The sequence below is a fragment of the Paenibacillus aestuarii genome, from assembly GCF_027789125.1.
Classification (GTDB): domain Bacteria; phylum Bacillota; class Bacilli; order Paenibacillales; family NBRC-103111; genus Paenibacillus_E; species Paenibacillus_E aestuarii.
Genome location: NZ_JAQFVF010000061.1, coordinates 82,086 through 101,300, shown reverse-complemented (window position 1 = coordinate 101,300; position 19,215 = coordinate 82,086). Strand labels below are relative to the sequence as shown.

Sequence of the window (19,215 nt, the reverse complement as noted above, 5' to 3'; positions counted from 1 at the left end):
TCATATGAATTATATTATTGAATACGTCGATAGACAAAGCTCGTTTCAGTAAATTGGCATTATTTTCCGCGCGTTATCGCTGGTTTTCGAACGTTTCCACCGAAATTGGTTTTCTTTGTAAACTGTGATAATTTAGATGTAACTGTATGTTGAAGGGGACAACTGAATGATCGAGCTGAAATTGAACCGCTTCCTGCTCTTGCTTGCGGTCATTGGCATCGCACTGTATGCGACCATTACCGCCTTATACGGTCTACATGAGGAAGACGCTGCTCCTACGGATAATCCGTCAATTACGAAGCAGCAAGCGGCCGAGAGAGCCGCTCAGTTTGTTCTGGAACGGTATAACATCCATGATCCACAAACGTTCGTCGTCTATCAATCCGAGAAAGAGCGAAGCGGATATTTGCAAAAGGAACAACTCACGGATGTTTATGAGCAAAAATATGGGGACCGCTTCCCCATCGACTTCTATCAGGTACGAGTCGTGGACCAGGCCACTGACCGCCGGTTCGACATCGAGGTCAACTATCGCACCTCACAGATTATTGGCTGGAACCAAATTTCTGACATTTCCGCCTCCATGAATAAGCAAAAAGCCGATATTATGGCCAAAGAGGAATTGCGTAAGCAAGGCTGGAATCCGGACGATTTTGTTCAGGTAAATAAGCCCAATACCTCAAGGGATCAACGCATGACGCTCGTTTATGAAAAACAAGGTGGTGCCGACGCGATCGGGGAAGCGCGCTTGCAATTGCAGATGAATTTCGATAATCAATCGATTATCGGTTACAACTCTCTTTTCAGCTTACCTGCATCGTACCAAGCTTGGCTGGATCAGCAGGACCATTCGGCCTCGGTGATGACATGGGTTTCGATGGGGTTTACATTGTTGATGTCGCTGGCAGCGGTCCTATACATCATCAAGCATAGGAAACGCGTTGATTTTCGCAGAGGTCTGCTCTTAACGGTGATCTTCGTTGTGATCTATATCATCAACAACATTAATATGTACCCAGCCTACAAGTCCATGGCAGGGGCGTCCAATGAAGGGCTGGCCATGCTGCTTGCCGCCTTGTTCATGAATGCCGTAACGATGCTCCTCGGTGTCGCGCTCTACTTAGCGCTGGCAGCAGGCAACGCCTGGTGGGAGCAAAGCGGCTGGCGGCCATGGCCATCCTGGCGCGAGCGCCGGTTCGGCGAAGAAGTCTGGAGGGGCATGGGACGCGGATATTTGCTGGCCCTCTTTATTTTAGGCGTCCAGCAGGTGCTGTTTTATTGGGGCGAAAAGCAATTTGATGTATGGTCCGTCAACGATCCGTCCGATTCCGTGCTCAACATGCTGGAACCGCGGTTGTTCCCGCTCATGGCCTGGGTGGCTGCCATCTCCGAAGAAGCTACCTTCCGGCTGCTGGGAATTGTGCTGTTCAAACGAATATTCCGCAACAATTTCATCGCGGTCTTGATTCCCAGCATCATCTGGGCCGCCAGCCATACGCAGTACCCGATTTATCCTGTCTATACAAGGCTCGTTGAAGTTACCGTTATTGGCCTTATTCTTGGTTATGTATTTCTCAAATACGGTTTTATTACAGCCATGTTCGCTCATGCTTGCATGGACAGCATTCTGATGGGCATGTCCTTGTTCTCGATCGGTTATGTCAGTGATGCGATCGCCGGCGCTTTCTACATCCTGCTGCCTGCGCTGATTGCGCTGCTGATCTCCTGGATGCACAAAAGGCGGGGCCCCCTTACTCCTGGGGAGCCGCCGCCTCGCCTTGAAGCGCTTTGAGAATTTCGCTTGCTAATTTTTCACCAATACCTAGAGGCTTGAAGTCCTGGACTTCGGCCTCTTTAATTTTGCGCACGGAGCCAAAATGTTTCAGAAGCGCCTTGCGCCGCTTCTCGCCAATGCCTGGAATGGCATCCAGCTGCGAGGTGATCATGGACTTGGCGCGGGTTTCGCGATGGAACGTGATTGCGAATCGGTGAACCTCGTCCTGGATGCGCTGCAGCAGGTAAAACTCCTGGCTGTCGCGCGGCAGCGGGATCACTTCCGCCGGATCGCCCATCAGCAGCTGGGCGGTTTTGTGTTTCGCATCTTTTACGAGACCGCAAACCGGAATGAACAAGCCAAGCTCATTCTCCAGCACATCAATTGCGCCTGAAATTTGCCCTTTACCGCCATCGACAACAATCAAGTCAGGCATGGTCAAATTATCCTTCAGCACGCGCTCGTACCTGCGGCGAATGACTTCGCGCATTGTTTCGTAATCGTCAGGGCCTTGCACAGTCTTGACTTTATACTTGCGGTATTCTTTGCGATCCGGCTTCCCGTCGACGAAAACCACCATGGCCGAAACCGGATTCGTGCCTTGAATATTCGAGTTGTCGAACGCCTCGATCCGGCGGATCGTGCCGGTGCCAAGCCATTGGCCGAGATTCTCCACGGCCTTGACCGTACGCCGCTCGTCCCGTTCAAGAAGGCGGAACTTCTCCTCGAGCGCGTTGCGGGCATTGTCCTTGGCCATATCGACCATTTGCTTCTTCAGTCCTCGCTGCGGGAACAGCACCTTCACCTTCAGCCATGACTCCAACGCCTCGCGCACATCTTTCTCCTCGGCTTCCTCGTGCGGAGCCGTCGGCTCGGCGGATCCTGCGGGCTCGGCGGTTGCTTGATCCGACGCCGCCTCAGGCATGCCCGGCAGGAAAATCTCTTTCGGCAGGGCCGGATTGTCACTGTAGACCTGCATCACATAGGTGATGAAATCACTGTATTCATCCCCGTAATAAGGGAATAAAGAGACGTGCCGCTCGATGAGCTTGCCCTGTCTCATGTACTGGATGTGCACCGCCATCCAGCCCTTGTCGACGGCATAGCCGAAGACGTCACGATCAACGGCATCGTTCGTCGTGATCTTCTGCTTCTCCATCACGGCATCGATGTTCATGATATGATCGCGGAGCTCTTTGGCGCGCTCAAAATTCAATTCCTCTGCTGCGGCTTGCATCTTGGCCGTCAGCTCTTCTTTGATCTCGTCGTGTCCCCCGTTCAGGAAACGCGTAATTTGCTGCACCATCCGCTCGTTCGTCTCCGCGGATATGTCATGCACGCAAGGCGCGAGACATTGCCCGATATGATAATAGAGACATACTTTATCGGGCAGCGTGCGGCACTTGCGGAGCGGATACAGGCGGTCCAGCAGCTTCTTCGTCTGCTGGGCCGCGAAAGCGTTCGGATAAGGGCCGAAATACTTCCCCTTATCCTTCACAATCCGCCGCGTGACTTCCAGACGCGGCTGCTCTTCATGCGTGATTTTGATATAAGGAAACGTCTTGTCATCTTTGAGCAAAACGTTATAGCGCGGATAATGCTGCTTAATCAGGTTGCATTCGAGAATTAACGCTTCCATATTACTGGAAGTAATAATATATTCAAAGTCGCGGATTTCGCTGACTAATCGTTGCGTCTTGGCGCCATGGCTCCCCGTAAAATAAGAGCGCACGCGATTTTTCAAAACCTTCGCTTTGCCCACATAAATGATCGTGCCTTCGCGATTCTTCATCAAATAGCAGCCAGGCTTATCCGGAAGCAGTGACAGCTTATGGCGTATCACTTCCAAGCTCGCTTCCCGGGATGCTGCATCTTCATGTTCCATGACGGTCTTCACTCCTTCCCGTTAACAACAAAAAAACTCTTTCTCAGCATAGCAGAAAAAGAGTTTTTTCTAAAGAAGTTTTGCCGGAAGCAAATCTCCAATTTTTTGTCATTATTGATGACGGGATACTACGTTTTTCAGAGCGTCTTTGGATTGGAAGCCAACCACTTTATCTACAGGCTGTCCGTCTTTGAATACGATCAGTGTAGGAATGCTCATTACGCCAAAGCGAGCAGCGGACTCCGGATTGTCGTCAACGTTCACTTTTGCGATTTTCAAAGATTCTACTTCTTTATCCAGTTCTTCCAAGACTGGCGCGATCATTTTGCAAGGTCCGCACCAAGGAGCCCAGAAGTCCACCAATACTGTACCTTCACTTTCAACTTCAGCTTTAAAGCTGCTATCGGAAACATTCACGATTGCCATGAGAGTTCCTCCTTCTTAAACATAGAATTTATAACATCAAGTAGATCAATGGCTACTGATGAGTCAACATGTAAAGTATACCACATTAGCAGGTCATTTCAACCGAGCCTCAAGCTAGTGAAATGCTGGCAGCCGGCTAAACGTGCGAAGGTGTGTCCGCATGCTAGCCTTGCCGTTTTTGCTGCTCAATGTAAGCGATCCGGTCTTTCAGATTCGCCTGCAGCAGCTTCAGCATCTCCATTTGCTGTTCGATTTCTTTCAGCTTCTCGGTGTATAAAGGCAGCAAGTCGTCGCATAACGACTCCTGATTCTTCATGACACAATTGAGGAAGCTCTCAATCTGCTCGGTTGTAAAGCCCAAGCTCAAATAAAACTGGATCGTTTTGACCCGTTCTACAACCATCTGGTTAAACACCCGATATCCGTTTTCCTCACGTTCGGTTGTAATCAAACCCTTTTGCTCATAGTAACGTAAGGAGCGGATACTGGCGCCTGTAAGCTTGGATAACTCGCTAATCCGCATGGCGTTCACCTTTTCTTCCTGATCTCATCGTAGTGATCTATCGAGAATGATTTTATTTTAAACCATAACACTAATGTCATAGTCAAGTGTTTTTTGAATATTCCGCTGCCATCCTGCATATGCTCCTTGCATAGTGTTTGCATAATTGTCAAAAAAGCCACATGGACGTGCTTTACAACTTTCGACGAATTTGGTTATACTAAACTTAAACTTATTCTAACGACGGACGTCAGGGGGTAACCAACATGAGCGATCCTAAGCATCCTGAGCTACACGTATACGAAGAGCCGCGCAACGATTTTATGGATGTCGGCATGGGCTTCGGCGTATTCTTCGGATTTCTGTTAGTTGTAGCAATCATTGCTACCATCATTCAAGTGATGAAATAATTGAACATGTGAGCGAGGGCTGCTTTGCACGGATGCGAAGCAGTTCTCTTTCTAACCGGTTGTGAAGCACAAGCCGCTTTTCCAGATGAGTCTGGGGGAGCGGTTTTTTATTTTTGCGGTTAGTCCGGATCTGCTTTCTGTAATCCGATTTTTCCGAACTACAGGGGGCTTACAGCGGAATTCCCCTCTGCAATCAGAATTTGCCCAGCTACAGCGTCATAATCTGCACAACCGCCGCTTTTTCCCGCTGTAATTCGGCGAAATCGGACTGCAGCGTATTTTAGTCGGTGTAAACCTCCTGCAATTGGGCAAAATCGGGCTACAGCGTTATGAAGTCGTTGCAAGCGTGCGCACCACCACCACCAAACAACAAAAAGCCGCACACCCAAGGTGTGCGGCCTGCCAACTCAGCCCCCGCGCTTATTCCTGCCAGTCACGGGAACGACTTGGACGAACGGGCGGATCCGGTCCATGATCCGCTGCCCTTTATACTCTTCATCGCCATCTTTGTTGGTGAAGCTGAAATGCTTTTCGAGCCCGGAGAGCTCGTAATTAGAGGTGAAAAATGTCGGCTTGCGATTCATCCGATAGTTCAAGATCGCGCCAATGACATGATCCCTCAGCCACGGATTCAAGTTCTCCGCGCCGATATCGTCGAAGACGAGCAGATCCGTTTCCTTCAGTAGGTCCACGGTTTCCTTCAGCTTCTGCGGCTCCTGAAACATGCCTTTCAAATCCTCGGCAAAATCCGGCATGTACACAATCGCCCCCGTCATGCCTACCTTGGCCAGCTGGTAAAGCATGTAGCCCATCAAGAACGTTTTGCCCGTTCCAAAAGAACCGGACAAATACAGTCCATTCGTCTGCAGCCCTTCCTCGATTGTCAGATTAACGTAGTCGTTGATCTGCATGACCGCTTTGGCCCGGTCCAGATCGACTTCGAGAATGTCACCGAACGAGTAGCTGCGCGAAATCATCCGCGGATCAACATGGAACGTGCGAATTCGGCTGCTGATCGCATCCTGCATCTGCTTGGCAACAAACTTTTTGCAGGCGACCTTCTCCTCATGAATAAAAGAAACTCCATTCACCGATTCCGCCGCCAACATCGTATAATGGCCTGTCATATCATTTGGACAAAGGTCCAAGCCTGGGCAGTTGGAGCAAGATTTGTACTCGTTAACATGCTGATACAGCTTATTCATATTGATCTTAATTGTATGGTCATCAAGAAACGGGTATTTCTGACGGAACTTTCCAATCAAAGGATCCTGCATAACAAGCCGAATCTTTTCCTCTGCGTTCTTTCGCCACTCCGAACTCGGCATTGCTTTCAGCAACTGAGACAAGGATTCCATCAAAATGCCACCTCCTGGCTTTAGCTTTTGCGGTTAAATCGTTCATCGAGCTTCTGGGCCATGCGCCTTGCAGCCTCGAGCTCTTCATCGGTCAAACGGGATGACGCTGTATTCCCCTCATCCGGCACAACGATCGGAATGTGCGGCTTCTGCGTCTTGCCTTGACGTCCACGCGTCACCGCGCCGCCGCCTGCCTTGGCCGCTTCTACCTTGGAAGCTGCCTTCTGTTTATAACTGATTTTCTCACGCACGTATTCAACGGCTTGTTCGTATGTCGAAATTTGCTTGCCAAGCATATCGGAAGCTACAGCTTCAATCGAGGACTTAGCCCAGGAGCGGCGATCGATGTGCAGATAATGGATCAGCACATTAATCACTTCCTCCTTCAATTTATAGTTCAAATCGATTTTCTCGAAAATATTAAGTACACCGTCCGGGATCGACCCCTGCGTGAAAAACATTTTCAATACTGCCGTGTAAGGCTCGTTGCGCAAAATATAATTATACTGATGATCCGTGCATTCACCGCGCAGCTGCTGAGGTACTTCCAAGTAATACTGCATTTCTACCGATTTATCGGCAGCAGCCTCAGTACCTTGTTCCGTCTCTTCTCCGCGAGCCAGTACGCGCTCACGCTCTTCATCGCGCTTCTTGCTCTGCCTGTAAAACAAATTCGCATTGTACTGCAGCAGATCCATCTGCAGCTCGCCCTCTTCCGAGAACACCCCGTCCTCATCCAATAAGCGGCAGGTTTCTTGGAGCGATAAATGATACTTCTTGGCCACAATATTGATGGCCGCCATCTGTTCGGGCGCATGCTTGAGCGCCTCTACGAAGACCCGGTTGTTCGCGCCGCGCGGGAACCTCATAATGATATCGGCATATTGGAAGCCCTTCGTCGTCACATCCAGCCTGCCCTCGCCCTGCTTGGACGCGGAGGCTTCATAGAGCGCCTGCTCCAACTCGTAATCAATGACCTGCGTATTAAGACGAAACAGATCGTAAAATGGCACCGACAGGTCCTCCGAGTTTGCATCCCGGCACTCTTCCGGCTCGGGAGACAACAATTCTTCCCGCAAGGACAGCAGCATGAATTTCCCGACCTTATCGCGAAGCAGCAGCGTCAAATGCTGGTTGCGGAAAAATTCGTTCGGTCCCAGCGGCGGGAACAGTACATATTCGAATATATAATCCTCCTCGTCGGGCAGAAACTTGCGGCTCGTCTGCATCAACCCGATCGCCTCGAGTTTAGAGGACTGTTCAATCAAATACTTGCGACCGCGCTCCCCCTGTTCCAGCTCCAACAGCAAGAACAGTTTGCGCTGCTGCTCCAACGGCGAATAACCTACTCTATCAGCGCTAATCTGCTGGTAGAGAACTTGATAGAGACTTGTCGCATAGCCGCCAATCATTGGCTGATACATCATCGCCAACATTTTATAATCCAGGCTGCTCAAAGAAAAGTCCCGGCTTACACAGAAGCGGTGATTCTCCGTAAAGTGCAGCATATTCGTCATTCGCATTCTATTCCAGCACCATCCTGACCTATCCGTTCTAGCCCAGCCTTCTCAGCTACACTCTATCAGTCTACCACAAAAATCGACACGCTGGGATGCATCGGATGAAAGATAATTTTTCCTGAAAAAAAATCGCCAACCTGAAGGCTGGCGTGTGTAAATCCTCATATTGTTGCAAATATTTAGAACATTTTGAAGCCTTTAATTCGCAGCGCTTTAATCGCTGATCCGCTCAAAATCGCTCCGGCAAAACCGCCGATCGCCGGCACAATATCCACGATAGTAAACCCTGTATCGCTGGACAAGAATGAAGCCGTTCCCATGTAGCCGTAAATAATAACGCCGATGATCAAGGCAATATAGACGTATAGCGGAAACCAGGTCGTTTTCATCAGCATATTCAAAATAAAGCCCAGTCCAAAAAACAGAACCATCATAAGGACTGTAGCAATAATCATCTGTAACAAAACATTCTCCTCCTATTGTTGAAACTATTCGAAACTATGAAGCTCTCTTCACTTCGTCGGAAATGGTCTGACCATTATGTATATTTACATTTTAATTCACCTGTTGGTTTAGGTAAAGTGTCCACATGTTGAACATTTGCATTTTCACCCATTGTTCATTTGCCCTTTCTCCATGAATTGGATACAATGTAGTGGATATTAAGCCCTGAATGGAGGATTTTTCATGAGTGAAGCCGTACAAACACTGGAAGGCTGGTATGCGCTCCATGACTTTCGTCTGATCGATTGGAATGCATGGAATGCCGCAACACCTCAGGAACGCAAGCACGCTCTCGATGAGCTGAATACATTTCTGACACAGTGGCAGCAAGTTGAAAATGACAAGTTAGGCAGCACAGCCGTTTATAGCATTGTAGGCCAAAAAGCCGACTTCGTATTCATGCAGCTGCGTGAAACTTTGGAAGAACTGAACGAACTGGAAACAGCTTTTAATAAATCCAGCTTTGCCGCATTTACAATTCCGGTTTATTCGTACGTTTCGATCGTCGAGCTTAGCGCTTACTTGGCCAAGCCTGGCGTCAATCCAGCCGATGACCCTGAGCTTCAAGCGCGTCTGAAGCCCATTCTGCCTAAAGCGAAGCACATCTGCTTCTATCCGATGAACAAACGCCGTGAGGGCAATGACAACTGGTACATGCTCCCTACGGAAGACCGCAAGAACATGATGCGCAGCCACGGCATGATCGGACGCTCCTATGCGGGTAAAGTGAAACAAATCATTACCGGCTCCGTCGGTTTGGACGACTGGGAATGGGGCGTTACGCTCTTCTCTGAAGACCCGCTTCAATTCAAGAAGCTCGTCTATGAAATGCGTTTCGATGAAGTAAGCGCGCGTTATGGCGAGTTCGGCGACTTCTACGTCGGCAACCTGCTGACGTCCGAGAAGTTCGCGAAGATGCTGCAAATTTAATCGCACACAAAAAGGAAGCTGACTCTATGAGCCGAGCTTCCTTTTTTCATGGATTAATCCTCATCTTCGTCATCGCGCATGGCAGCTGCTAGCTCAGCTTCCATCTGAGCCTTGCGGGCCAGATAAACTTCCGTGTCGCGGTCGCGCTGGCGTCCCTTTTCCTTCAGCCGCTCAATGGCCGGCAAGATGAGAATGTCAATTTCTTTTTGGACAACAGCTACGTGATCGTAACGCTTCTCGTTCTCCAAGAAACGGCCGACCTCGATCAAGGCATTATAGCGATCCAGTTCCTCCCGGGTAAGAAGTCCTCTTACTTGGACACTGCAGTGCCGCATTGACAATTCCCCCGATACTTAAGGATGCTAGAAGCGGCCTTTACGAATAACTAGCGGAATACCGCCAATAATGTAAAGGTAACGCATATCTACGATTTTCTTCATAATAGCCGCAACATTGCCTTTCAGCTTGCGGGAGCCGACGATGCCGATCGCCTGGCCTTTACCCAATGAAGCAACGGTTCCCTTGTTGGAGAACTTGAACGTCTTCATTTGGGATCCGCGGATCGACGCAATCAAGTTATGAGCGACAGCTTCGCCCTGCTGCATCGCGATTTGCGCTGTCGGCGGGAACGGTCTGCCTTCATCATTCATTACGATGGAGCAGTCGCCTACGACATAAATGTTATCGAACTGCGGTGCACGCAAGTATTCGTCAACTTTGATTCTGCCGCGCATCGTTTCAAAACCGGCTTCTTCGAGCATGTGATTGCCGCGGATACCCCCCGTCCATACTACGGTAGCCGCTTTGATAAACTCGTCGCCAGCGATCAGCACGCCTTCCGGAGTGCATTCTTTAATCGCTGTGCCAATTTTGAACGTGATGCCTTTATCTTCGAGGACTTTCATCGCATACTGAACTAGCTCAGGATCGAAGCCTGGAAGAGCTGTCGGCGCCGCTTCAATATTATAAATTTTGACCAAGGAAGGATCCACGTCAAATTCTTTGCACAATTCAGGCACGCGATCGGCCAACTCGCCGATGAACTCGATACCGGTAAATCCGGCCCCACCGATAACAAAGGTCAAATAATCTTTGCGCTCAGGCTCGCGCTTGTATTTAGCGAATTGATATTCGATATGTTCACGGATGAAGCGAACGCTGTTGATGCTGCGGATGTTCATCGCGTATTCTTTCAGACCAGGGATACCAAAGGTTTCAGCTTCGCCACCAAGACCGATGACCAAGTAATCATAGGATAATGTGCCATCTTCTAGAATAACCTTTTTCTCGTGAGGGCGAATTTGTGTCACCGTTGATTTCACAAAATCCACTTTGAATTCATCGATTAATTTCAAAATGTTCACGCGTGCATTCTCAGGGTTATCTGTTCCCGCAGCAGGCATATGAAGATGGGTTGTAATATAATGATAATCGTGTTTATTAACGAGGGTTACATCAGCTTCATTATAATTTAATTCCTTTTGCAGGCGAATTGCTGCCAGGATCCCGCCGTAACCGGCACCTAAGATGACGATTCTTGGTATTCTGCTCATGGCTCTCTCACTTCCATATCCATTTTATTTCTCTATCTTGTGAAAAATTACACAAACGGCTTCAAATTAGCAATTCTACACTTAGTTTGCACGTTACAGAAGTGATTTATGATGCAATAAAGCTGATAAAATCACAACATACGAAAAGATTCTCCATGATATAATATAATGTTCATAAGTAAATATCAAGTGCTATTTGCCTGAAAATGGGGCTTGTTGGCGATTCTCCGGGCCTCCCATTCCATTACTAAAACTTCTCATCTTTATGGATGAAATATTTAAAGAACTCACACTTTTCTGTTTCTTTCGACAAGCTAGCCGTTTATAATGTAATAATGGTTAGGAAATTGCTGGCTGTAACAAATTTACATCGGAGGAGAGTTTCAAATGAGTGAGAGAGAAATTAGTCAAGATGTTGTAGACATAATTGTAATCGGTGGCGGTCCTGCTGGGATGTTCGCGTCTTTCTATGCCGGCATGCGTCAAGCTTCCGTTCGAATTATTGAAAGTATGCCCCAGCTCGGCGGCCAGCTTGCGGCGTTGTATCCGGAGAAATACATTTATGATGTAGCCGGCTTCCCTAAAGTCACGGCTCAAGAGCTCGTGAATAATCTACTTGCTCAAATGAAGCACTTCGCTATCGACGTTCGTTTGGAAGAGAAGGTGCACCAAGTGAACAAGAAGGAAGAGCGTCTGTTCGAAGTTACCACGGATAAAGGCGTTCACTACGGCCGTGCCGTTGTCATTTCCGGTGGCGTAGGCGCCTTTGAGCCGCGTCGTCTTGAATTGCCAGAAGCTCCTCAATATGAGAAAAAGAACCTCCATTACTTCGTTAGCGACCTGAATGCATTTGCCGGTCAAAAAGTGCTGATCAGCGGCGGCGGCGATTCGGCGGTAGACTGGGCGCTGATGTTGGAGCCGATTGCCGAGAAGGTTACGCTGATCCATCGCAGAGATAAATTCCGCGCGCATGAACATAGCGTGGAGAACTTAATGAAGTCGAATGTCAACATTGTCACGCCAACGGAAATCACGAAGCTGACTGGCAGCGACAAGATTGAGCAAGTCACCTTGAAAGATATCAAATCCGGCGAAGAAACCATCGTTGATGTTGATGCGGTGATCGTAAACTTCGGTTTCGTCTCTTCCTTGGGTCCAATCTCCGAATGGGGACTGCAGATCGAGAACGGCTCCATCGTCGTTGATTCCCGTATGGAGACGAACATTCCAGGCATTTTCGCAGCTGGCGACATCACCACCTATCCTGGCAAATTGAAACTGATCGCTGTAGGCTTCGGTGAAGCTCCAACGGCCATCAACAATGCGAAGGTTTATATCGATCCTTCCGCTAAGCTTTCTCCAGGACATAGCAGTAATTTGAAATTTTAATTATTTATAAATAAAATGGGGTATTCTATGCCTAATCAAATGGGAGACTTTGTTGCGAACAAAGATCCTATGTCGGTTAGGAGGAATACCCCTTTGTCTTATATATGTCCGGTTTGTAATGGCTTGCAGTCTTTAAATGCCGAATGCCCCGTATGTACCCATCAGGCCAGTGATTGCGGGAGGCTGGACGACTACCTCGGTCCCTATTCCCCATATCGCGAAATTGACGACATCGCGATGACGAATGGATATCAAGATGTCGTGAACCATCTGTGCATTCATCTCGTGAATTGTACGGAATGCCATCACAGCTTCACCGTGCAAATTACAACAGATCCATAGCCAGCAGCTCTCTATTAAGTGCTAATTCATAGGTGTTTCGTCTTTCACGAACACATTCAACTTTAAATTGCGTCTCTTAATTTCTGCTAGCAACAGGTCGAGAAAATCTGACTCTAATCTCAAATCTATAGCTTTGTAATAGGAGTCAATCAATGTTTCATCGCTTATTTGTCTCACCTGAATCACCTTTATCCTAGAATTTGTAATTATATTATCACGCGCCAAAAAATAGAACAAGCGTTCCAATATCCACAGGTAATTGTGCATATCTTGTGGGTAACGTGTTGATATGTACCAGAAATATACAATTTACTAGGGGGATAATGTGTATAAAGTTATGCACATGCGCACACTCCTCTTGACTGATAAAAAAAATTGATCACAAAAAATGGAATGATTAAGTGCCAATTAACATTCGTCTAACAAATATCATGCAATTTTCACAGAATCGAAAGAAAAAATTAATAGTGACTTAATGTTTCTCTCCTACAATGAATCTATAAGCAAAGAAGAAACACAATTCCCCAAAGGAGTGAAATGATAATTATGCTAGTCTATGATATTGTGGTTAATGGTGAGATTAAAGAAACGATCAAGCCTCGCAAGAACAGATTGAAAGAAATATATGCGTACATGCTGGAACAAACCAAGCTGATGAGAGCCAAATACGGCGAAAACGTCAAAATAAAAGGCCGCATGGTGTACTAGGGATTCACCCTTTTGTCACCGCGGCCTTTTTCTCTATTAATTACTTCACTTCTAAGGTTGATGAAGATTCGGAAATGCCTTCCTGCAGGATGAATTCGCGCAGCTTCTGATCCGCTCTATCGTAACTCAGGCGCATAATGTTCTCCACATCATGCGTAGAGACAGCGTCACCTTGTTGCGTTGATTGCTGCTTCGAGCACTTCAAAACTTCAAATAGCATGCCCAATCTGGATCACCTTCTCTTTCTCTACGAATTCATGATCTACGGCGAACCGTCCGCTTGGGTGCGGTACCTTAGGCAAGGGTAGATCAATCGCTTCATCCAGAAGTCCATTGCAATGAAATCGCACTTCAAACATGCTGAAGCCAAGAGCCTCCGCTTTATATCGTACAAATCTCCGAATCGCTTCAAGGAGCCCATCATATTGCTCACAGGTTTCTATCTCTGACAGGAATAGGTCCACCAGGATCACAAGTTCCCGCTTCATGGTTGTAATGTGCCCTACGGCAGCCCAGGGATCCAAATATCCTTGCTCGAGCTGAAATCCATATAAATGATCGGAGATACTTATCGTGTTCCACATCACAATTCATCCACCTTTGTAAGAGTAGTTGTTTGTTGTATGTATGACGCTACATATTCATTTTAAATGAGAATGATTATCAATGTCAACTGTAGGTGGGGGTTGGCGATGAATCGTTTCCTATTTTCAAACGTATGATTGGATAAACGGATCCTATGGAGGGATTACACCATGCGAGTCGAAGACGCGATTCAGGAGAAATTCAAATGTACCAAGTGCAGCGGCAACCACTGCCGCATCAAAGAGGTAGCCATGACCGGCACAGGTCTCAGTAAAATGTTTGACATACAGAATAATCACTTTTTATTCGTATCTTGTGAGAATTGCGGTTTTGTGGAGGTGTACAACCCGAACATTCTGGAGGGCAAAACCCGGGGGCAGCTGGGGACGATCCTGGATGTGTTGTTTGGTTAAGGTGGAGTCGTAGGGGCGGGGCTCCAGGCCGGATTTGCCCAATTGCATACGGACCATGTGTAGGTATGGCTGTTGCAATTAGGTAAAACCTGACTACAGGGCGACTTGGATGAAGCCAGCCCCTGTAGCTGGGCATAATCTGACTGCGGCATCTCCGGCTTAATGCCACCCCCAAAAGAATCCATCGCGTTCCCAAGCCGCTCTTCCATTGTGCAGCTTCTTAAAAATCTTTTTTACTTCTTTTGAAATGGCTTGATTCCCATTTTCATTGACATAAATATATGATTCTCCGAAGTTTTTCAAAATATAGTCAACGGCGTCCTTTTGGTACAAGATGCCTGAAGATTTCACTTCAGTTAGCATCCACTCTGCTATTTCATTTGCTGTAGTATCCATTGTTGTTCTCTCTCCGCTTTCTATTTTTAAGTTTCAACATGATTGAGCCTAATCTCTCTACTTTTATAATAAACGATCTCAGGGTCGCCTTCATCTAAATTCTCAATCCACCCGCTCTTGGCAAATCCAAGCGACTCGCAGAGATGGTGCATGTCAGTATTAGATTCATTGGTAGAGGTAAACAATTTTTCCGTTGGGCTGATCGATTCAATATGTTGGATTAACGCTGTAGCAATGCCTTTTCGCCGGTAACGAGGACTTACAATGACTAACCATATAAAAGCATGATGATAAAAAGTGGTATCATAAATGATAAATCCAGCTGGTTCGTGATCCATTTTGGCTATATAACATTTTCCGTCCAAAATAGCTTGAAAGAGATACTCCCTTCTGCTCGCATTCCCCAAAACGATTTCATCAATCAAGCAAACAGCTTCAATATGTTGGTCTGTTGCAGCAGTAATGTCCATAACCATGTTCTCCCCCAACTGTTAACACCAGACTTCGTCAAAATAATACAAAACACAAATAAGCTAACAGCTCAATATAACTCAGAGTGATCCTATAGGGTAAGGTTTCTCGCGGGTTTCAACAAAATAAAAAAACCTCCCCTACATGTGCATTTTAGCATGATACACATGTTTGAGAGGTTATATTTAACAAGCTTCCAAACCTTAATCCTCACAAGGCTGCGCCAAAACCGCATCCTCTTCCTTTGTACGGAACGACTGACCGCATCCGCAGGAAGCTACGGCGTTCGGGTTGTTGATGGTGAAGAAGCGGCCGGCTAACGTTAGGCTAAAAACCGCGGTAGGTCAACGTTTGTTCACTCGGTTAGGGATTGCGGATTGTAACGATATGTTGTGGATTGCTGCGAATCCTGACGGTTATTCACGTTGACTCAATTGTACCCAAACGCATGAAATTACGCAACTTCTATAAAATAGAAGGATCGCGCGGGTTAGAGAGTGTCTTATTACTAATTCGACTCGCTCGAAAATTTATCGCATATAGAAAATTGGAAACGCATAAAGGAATAATATGAAAATACGTCGAAACTGAACGTAGTAGTAAATCCATATTTTAGGAGAGTGCGCCATGAATTTGAAGAAGAAAGTTTTAATCGCAACAGGCATCACCGCAATAGTAGCCGCAGCGTTCTCAATCGGTGTGTACGCAGCCTCTGATATTAAATTATTCATTAACGGCAAGCAAACTTCCGCTGATGTTCAAATCATTGACGGATCGAGTTACGTACCTCTTCGCGTAGTATCGGAAATGTTGGGAGCTAACGTTAAGTGGGACGGGGATGCGCGGACGATTACAATTACGTCGGGTCCTTCGGGGAACAGCGGGCCGTCATCTAATGTTTCCTCTAATAAGGCAGGGGTATTTGCTATTGATGACTTCACAGTTAAAAAAGATGACATTGGAATATGGAGAATAGCCGGTGACGTGAAAAACACAGATTCAAAGGACTATAAATCAATTCATTTAACCGCTGCCTTTTACGACGAATCGGGTAAAAGATTAGGAACAGCTGGCGCATCTCTTTTTGACCTAAAGCAGGGCGATATTAAGACAGCGGATTTCGCAACCAGTGATGATCTAAGTAATTATGCGACAGTAAGGTTTCAAGTTGACGTTGCCTATTGATCGATAAAAGGCGCCACCCATTCGTTAGGACCGTAATCCTGACGTTTGAGTGGCGTTTTATTTTCGTTTACAGCGCGAACTTAAACTCGCGTCTTAACATCGACATGATGTCACTACCAATTTGTTTGCCGTCCTTACCTGCGCCACTAACCGTAATGTTAATACCACCGTTAATCACAGTCTGTCCCGTACGCACACCGCTCGCTCCGCCTGGCATAGAAACACCGTTTAATCCGAGCGTATAACCGTCTTGACCACGCAGCTTACTCTCCGGCAGGATGTACTCAGGCTCACCGCCTTCGCCGACCATTGCGAGAGTCGGTTTCGTAACTTTACCGCCTTCTGCGAATTGAGGAACTGCCGCCGCAGCTTGCGAGATCGCGTTTCCGCTGCTAATGCTCGGCGACGTCGGTGCTGACGAGAATATCGATGTAATCGCGGAAACAACTTTCCTAGCGGCCGATATTGCGGCATCTATGGCGCCTTCGATACCTCGAGCCACCGCCATTACCATATCCTTACCGAAATTGAACGAGTTCGTAACGAAATCGCCGAACAGTTTGTTGATATCTCCGAACAAATTTGATAGGAGTGTTTTCATATCCTCCCAAGCTTTCGACCAGTTTCCACTGAGTAAGTCGAGCGCAATCTTAAATATGCCGGTAATGTCGTCCCACCCGATACGTATCAGATCCACTAATAAGTCCCACGCCGTCTTAAACAAGTCTTTTATCGCGTTCCAAGTATCACTCCAAGCGCCCTTGATGAATCCAAGGGATACTGAAAAGTATCCTTTTATAAGTTCCCACGTTATCCTGACGATCGGTTCTAAGAAGTCCCAGAAAGCCTTAGCGATATCACGCATCTGCGGAAATACTTCGCCCCAAAAGTCCGAGATTGCCTTGAGGCCGTCGGTAATCGTAGGACCGATATAATCCCACACTTCCTGCGTAATCTTCTTAATCCCGTTCCACGCGTCAGAAAATATGTCGCTAATTGCTTTGAAGACGGCGGTCGCCGTGCTCTTTAGCGCGGTCCATATTTGCGGAAGGTCAATGCCGATGTGTTGACGCATCCACGCGTTAACTTCGTCCCAATGCTTAATGAGTTCGTACACGGCAAGGCCGAGGACTGCGACTGCTGCGATGACGAGCCCGATGGGTGAAAGTAAACCTGTCAGGGTTGCGCTAGTTCCCATGAGACCCTGCATCCCCATTTTCAAAAATCCGAGCGTCGAAACTACGCTGAGAATCGATCCGCCAACAACGAACATGGCCGAGGCAATCCCGCCGACTACCATAATGGCTTGTTTCGTAGCCGGCGAGAGTTCCGCAAACCAGTTTACAGCCCCCTGCGCAGCTTGCGCTACGCTTCGCATCGCCGGCGCCAATGTGTCACCAAATGATTTCTTAGCGGTTTCCACTGACGCGTTCAGTTTCCACATATCGCCCTGAAGGTTGTTCATCTTTTCTCGCGCGATATCAGCGGACTTTTCTTCCATGAGCGTTTTCTTAAGCTCTTGGAATTTATCCTTGCCTTCTCCGACGATCGTATTGAGACCGGCTAATCCGTATTTAGTGAATGTCGCGCTTAAGGCCGCTTGCTTCTGCGAGTCATTTAGATCGCCGAATTTATCGTGAAGCACCCCGATAATATCTGGCAATGGCTTAAGATTACCGTTCAACTGATAGAACGAATCGGCAGCCCCATTTTTCGCGGAAATCCCCAGGTCCTTCATAAGAGCCGCAGCTTTCTCTGTCCGTGGTTCGAGTCCGAGAAGCATGTTTTTCAAGGCGGTGCCTGCACTACTTCCGGAAATACCATGCTGTGCAAGTTCAGCTATAACCGTCGAAACGTCCTCAATCGATTGATGCATATTTGACGCGACCGGTCCGACTTGCCTCAATGAGTAGTAGAAGTCATTCATTGAGATAGATGACGTATGCATAGTTCCGGAGATCATATCGCCTACCTTCGCCAATTGATCGCCGGACATGGAAAATTCGTGCATTACGTCGGTGATGACTTTGGCCGTTTCACTCATATCCGTATCAGTTGATTGCGCGAGATTATTTACAACCTCGATCGCGCCATTTACACCATCGCCGAGAATTTGCGTAGATGACAAGCCTTGGCGTGCCAAGTCATAAAGGCCTTGCGCGATTTCATTCGCGGAGAATTTTGAGTTAGAACCGAGTCTAAGCGCCGTCTGCGACATCTCTTCCATATTGGCGTTTGGTTCACGGTTCATTAAGACCGCATGAATCCGGGAAATGTTCGCCTCAAATTCAGCTGCCGACTTAATCGCGTCCTCAAACATATGCGCACCGGTCTCGCCTACGCCTTCCATGCTCTGACCGAGCATTTGCATGCCGATGAGCAAGCCGCCCTTATCGACCGACTCTTTCAACGTATTGGCGTTACCACTCGCTTTATTAAAAGCCTGGGACGCTTCCCCTACGCCACGCATCGTTTGTGCCGTCTCATTAAGCGCGCGATCAAATCCGCTAAGCGACTGCGTTACCTCTCCAACCGCTTTCTGATCGCCCTCTAACGCTTTTGTTAAACCGCCGGAAGCCTGCGTAACGGCCTCAAACGATTTACCTGTATCGTTAATTGTTGTTGAAGCGCTCTTTAGCGAATCGGTAAACCCGCGTAGTCCGCTAGCTGCTTCGTTAAATGCCTTTGACGCGGTTTCAGCCGGTCCGTTAAGGTCGCGCATCGCTTGCGCAGCCGATTCAAATGCTGGGTTAGCTTCATTCTGCGCGGTTAGTTTTAGCCGTAATATTGCTTCTCTTTCCATATCTATCCCCTTTTCTTTGCATATAAAATAGCCCCACGGCAATAACCGTAGGGCTTAGCGA

The 19,215-nt window shown here is 47.5% G+C and carries 22 protein-coding genes and 1 pseudogene; 8 read left to right on the top strand and 15 right to left on the bottom strand.

All coding sequences use genetic code 11. From position 1 onward, the window contains the following. Positions 1-166: 166 nt before the first annotated feature. Positions 167-1,792, top strand: coding sequence for a CPBP family intramembrane glutamic endopeptidase (locus tag O9139_RS22955; RefSeq protein ID WP_270884087.1), 1,626 nt, complete (start codon positions 167-169; stop codon positions 1,790-1,792). On the opposite strand, the gene uvrC is transcribed toward O9139_RS22955, so the two are convergent. The 3 genes from uvrC to O9139_RS22940 all read right to left on the bottom strand — a co-directional run bounded on the left by uvrC (position 1,752) and on the right by O9139_RS22940 (position 4,608). After that, positions 1,752-3,659: an excinuclease ABC subunit UvrC gene (gene uvrC, locus O9139_RS22950; RefSeq protein WP_270884086.1), complete on the bottom strand. Its 1,908-nt coding sequence runs from the start codon at positions 3,657-3,659 to the stop codon at positions 1,752-1,754. The genes O9139_RS22955 and uvrC overlap by 41 nt on opposite strands. Before the next feature lie 111 nt (positions 3,660-3,770). Further along, positions 3,771-4,085 carry a thioredoxin gene (gene trxA, locus O9139_RS22945; protein WP_270884085.1) on the bottom strand — a complete coding sequence of 105 codons (315 nt, stop codon included), beginning with the start codon at positions 4,083-4,085 and terminating at the stop codon, positions 3,771-3,773. Positions 4,086-4,248: 163 nt separating this feature from the next. Next, the gene (locus tag O9139_RS22940) at positions 4,249-4,608 is read right to left on the bottom strand and encodes a MerR family transcriptional regulator (RefSeq protein ID WP_270884140.1); all 360 of its coding nucleotides are present in this window, start codon (positions 4,606-4,608) and stop codon (positions 4,249-4,251) included. A gap of 245 nt (positions 4,609-4,853) precedes the next feature. Between O9139_RS22940 and O9139_RS22935 the strand changes: the two genes are divergently transcribed. Beyond that, positions 4,854-4,997: a YqzM family protein gene (locus O9139_RS22935; RefSeq protein ID WP_270884084.1), complete on the top strand. Its 144-nt coding sequence runs from the start codon at positions 4,854-4,856 to the stop codon at positions 4,995-4,997. Between the two features lie 407 nt (positions 4,998-5,404). Here the strand turns inward: O9139_RS22935 and dnaI are convergent, their stop codons facing one another. The 3 genes from dnaI to O9139_RS22920 all read right to left on the bottom strand — a co-directional run bounded on the left by dnaI (position 5,405) and on the right by O9139_RS22920 (position 8,339). Further along, positions 5,405-6,355 (bottom strand): primosomal protein DnaI, encoded by a 951-nt coding sequence (gene dnaI / locus O9139_RS22930; protein WP_270884083.1) that lies wholly within the window; start codon positions 6,353-6,355, stop codon positions 5,405-5,407. Positions 6,356-6,375: 20 nt separating this feature from the next. Beyond that, complete coding sequence (locus tag O9139_RS22925; RefSeq protein ID WP_270884082.1) at positions 6,376-7,878, bottom strand: DnaD domain protein; 1,503 nt, start codon at positions 7,876-7,878, stop codon at positions 6,376-6,378. Positions 7,879-8,054: 176 nt separating this feature from the next. Further along, on the bottom strand, positions 8,055-8,339 hold the full coding sequence (locus tag O9139_RS22920) for a YuiB family protein (protein ID WP_270884081.1): 285 nt from the start codon (positions 8,337-8,339) through the stop codon (positions 8,055-8,057). Positions 8,340-8,562: 223 nt separating this feature from the next. Between O9139_RS22920 and hemQ the strand changes: the two genes are divergently transcribed. Further along, on the top strand, positions 8,563-9,309 hold the full coding sequence (hemQ, locus tag O9139_RS22915) for a hydrogen peroxide-dependent heme synthase (RefSeq protein ID WP_270884080.1): 747 nt from the start codon (positions 8,563-8,565) through the stop codon (positions 9,307-9,309). A 53-nt stretch (positions 9,310-9,362) separates the two neighbouring features. Here hemQ and O9139_RS22910 read toward each other — a convergent pair whose 3' ends face one another. Further along, positions 9,363-9,644, bottom strand: a complete 282-nt coding sequence (locus tag O9139_RS22910) for a hypothetical protein (protein WP_270884079.1) — start codon at positions 9,642-9,644, stop codon at positions 9,363-9,365. A gap of 27 nt (positions 9,645-9,671) precedes the next feature. Continuing rightward, positions 9,672-10,862: an NAD(P)/FAD-dependent oxidoreductase gene (locus O9139_RS22905; protein WP_270884078.1), complete on the bottom strand. Its 1,191-nt coding sequence runs from the start codon at positions 10,860-10,862 to the stop codon at positions 9,672-9,674. A 387-nt stretch (positions 10,863-11,249) separates the two neighbouring features. Here O9139_RS22905 and O9139_RS22900 point away from each other — a divergent pair, with 387 nt between their 5' ends. Both O9139_RS22900 and O9139_RS22895 read left to right on the top strand, forming a co-directional pair. Beyond that, on the top strand, positions 11,250-12,251 hold the full coding sequence (locus tag O9139_RS22900; RefSeq protein WP_270884077.1) for an NAD(P)/FAD-dependent oxidoreductase: 1,002 nt from the start codon (positions 11,250-11,252) through the stop codon (positions 12,249-12,251). Positions 12,252-12,344: 93 nt separating this feature from the next. Then, on the top strand, positions 12,345-12,593 hold the full coding sequence (locus O9139_RS22895; RefSeq protein WP_270884076.1) for a hypothetical protein: 249 nt from the start codon (positions 12,345-12,347) through the stop codon (positions 12,591-12,593). 21 nt (positions 12,594-12,614) lie between these two features. Here the strand turns inward: O9139_RS22895 and sda are convergent, their stop codons facing one another. Further along, positions 12,615-12,860 carry a sporulation histidine kinase inhibitor Sda gene (gene sda / locus O9139_RS33420; RefSeq protein WP_377523731.1) on the bottom strand — a complete coding sequence of 82 codons (246 nt, stop codon included), beginning with the start codon at positions 12,858-12,860 and terminating at the stop codon, positions 12,615-12,617. A 279-nt stretch (positions 12,861-13,139) separates the two neighbouring features. Here sda and O9139_RS22885 point away from each other — a divergent pair, with 279 nt between their 5' ends. Then, on the top strand, positions 13,140-13,301 hold the full coding sequence (locus O9139_RS22885) for a mechanosensitive ion channel protein MscL (RefSeq protein ID WP_270884074.1): 162 nt from the start codon (positions 13,140-13,142) through the stop codon (positions 13,299-13,301). A 40-nt stretch (positions 13,302-13,341) separates the two neighbouring features. Here O9139_RS22885 and O9139_RS22880 read toward each other — a convergent pair whose 3' ends face one another. Then, positions 13,342-13,521 (bottom strand): hypothetical protein, encoded by a 180-nt coding sequence (locus tag O9139_RS22880; protein WP_270884073.1) that lies wholly within the window; start codon positions 13,519-13,521, stop codon positions 13,342-13,344. Then, complete coding sequence (locus tag O9139_RS22875; protein WP_270884072.1) at positions 13,511-13,885, bottom strand: recombinase family protein; 375 nt, start codon at positions 13,883-13,885, stop codon at positions 13,511-13,513. The genes O9139_RS22880 and O9139_RS22875 overlap by 11 nt, the downstream gene beginning before the upstream one ends. Before the next feature lie 171 nt (positions 13,886-14,056). Between O9139_RS22875 and O9139_RS22870 the strand changes: the two genes are divergently transcribed. Continuing rightward, positions 14,057-14,299 carry a zinc ribbon domain-containing protein gene (locus O9139_RS22870; protein ID WP_270884071.1) on the top strand — a complete coding sequence of 81 codons (243 nt, stop codon included), beginning with the start codon at positions 14,057-14,059 and terminating at the stop codon, positions 14,297-14,299. Between the two features lie 159 nt (positions 14,300-14,458). Here O9139_RS22870 and O9139_RS22865 read toward each other — a convergent pair whose 3' ends face one another. From O9139_RS22865 to O9139_RS33415, 3 genes and pseudogenes are all read right to left on the bottom strand, one after another. Continuing rightward, positions 14,459-14,695, bottom strand: a complete 237-nt coding sequence (locus tag O9139_RS22865) for a DUF6953 family protein (protein ID WP_270884070.1) — start codon at positions 14,693-14,695, stop codon at positions 14,459-14,461. 26 nt (positions 14,696-14,721) lie between these two features. Then, positions 14,722-15,165 carry a GNAT family N-acetyltransferase gene (locus O9139_RS22860; protein WP_270884069.1) on the bottom strand — a complete coding sequence of 148 codons (444 nt, stop codon included), beginning with the start codon at positions 15,163-15,165 and terminating at the stop codon, positions 14,722-14,724. A gap of 204 nt (positions 15,166-15,369) precedes the next feature. Further along, a pseudogene (locus O9139_RS33415) lies at positions 15,370-15,471 on the bottom strand (iron-sulfur cluster assembly accessory protein); the annotation flags it as partial. A 322-nt stretch (positions 15,472-15,793) separates the two neighbouring features. Here O9139_RS33415 and O9139_RS22850 point away from each other — a divergent pair. Beyond that, positions 15,794-16,351 carry a stalk domain-containing protein gene (locus O9139_RS22850; RefSeq protein WP_270884068.1) on the top strand — a complete coding sequence of 186 codons (558 nt, stop codon included), beginning with the start codon at positions 15,794-15,796 and terminating at the stop codon, positions 16,349-16,351. Positions 16,352-16,418: 67 nt separating this feature from the next. Here O9139_RS22850 and O9139_RS22845 read toward each other — a convergent pair whose 3' ends face one another. Beyond that, positions 16,419-19,154 (bottom strand): phage tail tape measure protein, encoded by a 2,736-nt coding sequence (locus tag O9139_RS22845; protein WP_270884067.1) that lies wholly within the window; start codon positions 19,152-19,154, stop codon positions 16,419-16,421. Between the last annotated feature and the right edge of the window lie 61 nt (positions 19,155-19,215).